Annotated in this window: 1 protein-coding gene; it reads left to right on the top strand. The window is 68.3% G+C overall.

Annotated features, from left to right (window positions below):
* On the top strand, window positions 1-1,312 hold a 1,312-nt coding region (locus ACI0FO_RS29395; RefSeq protein ID WP_416032091.1), incomplete at both ends, for a non-ribosomal peptide synthetase.

The raw sequence follows: 1,312 nt of genomic DNA, 5'->3' as shown, positions 1-1,312 counted from the left end.
TGGCGGCGCAGGCGGCGGCCACGCCCGACGCGCCGGCGTTGGCGATGGGCGGTGTCAGCCTGCGCTACGCGGAACTGGATGCCCGAACCAATCAGTTGGCGCATGCGCTGCGAGCCGCCGGCATCGGCCCGGAAACCCGGGTCGGCGTGCTGATGACGCGCTCTGTCGAGATGGTGGTGGCGCTGCTGGGCGTGATGAAGGCGGGCGCGGCGTATGTGCCGATCGATCCGGAACTGCCCAGTGAACGGCTGAGCTACTTGTTCGAAGACAGCCAGGCGGCCTTGCTGCTGACCCAGTCACTGTGGCAGAAGCAACTGCCTGCCGATGCGCCGCAAGCCTGGGCGCTGGATACAACGGACCTGTCCGCGTATCCGTCCACGCCGGTCGGCCATGTGCCTCATCCCGAGCAAGCCGCTTATGTAATCTACACCTCAGGCTCGACCGGCAAGCCCAAGGGCGCGGTGAATCGCCACGGCGCGTTGGCGCAGCGCTTGGACTGGATGCAGCAGGCCTATCCGCTAAGCGCCGCCGATACGGTCTTGCAAAAAACCCCGTTCGGCTTTGACGTGTCGGTCTGGGAGTTCTTCTGGCCCTTGATGGTCGGTGCCCGCCTGGCGGTCGCCGAACCCGGCGAACACCGCGACCCGCAGGCGCTGGCGGCGCGGATCGCCGCGCAGGGCGTCACGACCTTGCACTTCGTGCCCTCGATGCTGTCGGCGTTCCTGGCTGGCGGCGTGGCTTCGCATCATGTTCCGACGCTTCGCCGCATCGTGTGCAGCGGCGAAGCGCTGCCGGGCGAACTGCGCGACCGTTGCTTCGCCGCCTTGCCCGGCGTGGCGTTGAACAACCTGTACGGTCCGACCGAAGCCGCGATCGACGTCACCTTCCACGACTGCGCCCAAGACGAAACCGGCCCCGTCCCGATCGGCGCGCCCATCACCGGCACGCAGGTCTATGTGCTGGACGCGGACCTGAACCTTTCCCCGCCGGGCGTGGCGGGCGAACTCTACCTGGGTGGCGCCGGGCTGGCGCGCGGCTACTTGTCGCGCCCCGGCCTGACGGCCGAACGCTTCGTGGCCAACCCCTTTGGAGACGGCCGCCTGTACCGCACCGGCGACCGCGTGCGCTGGACCGACGCTGGCGAACTCGACTATCTGGGCCGCCTGGACTTCCAGGTGAAGATCCGCGGCCTGCGCATCGAATTGGGCGAAATAGAATCCCGGCTGCTAAGCCAGCAAGGCGTGCGCGAAGCGGTGGTGGCTGCCGTTGAAGGCCCGGGTGGCGGGCAACGCCTGGTGGCCTATGTCGCGCC

Origin of the sequence: Achromobacter marplatensis (assembly GCF_049060505.1) — a bacterium.
GTDB classification, from domain to species: domain Bacteria; phylum Pseudomonadota; class Gammaproteobacteria; order Burkholderiales; family Burkholderiaceae_B; genus Achromobacter; species Achromobacter marplatensis_A.
This window is presented reverse-complemented; position numbering and strand designations above follow the sequence as displayed.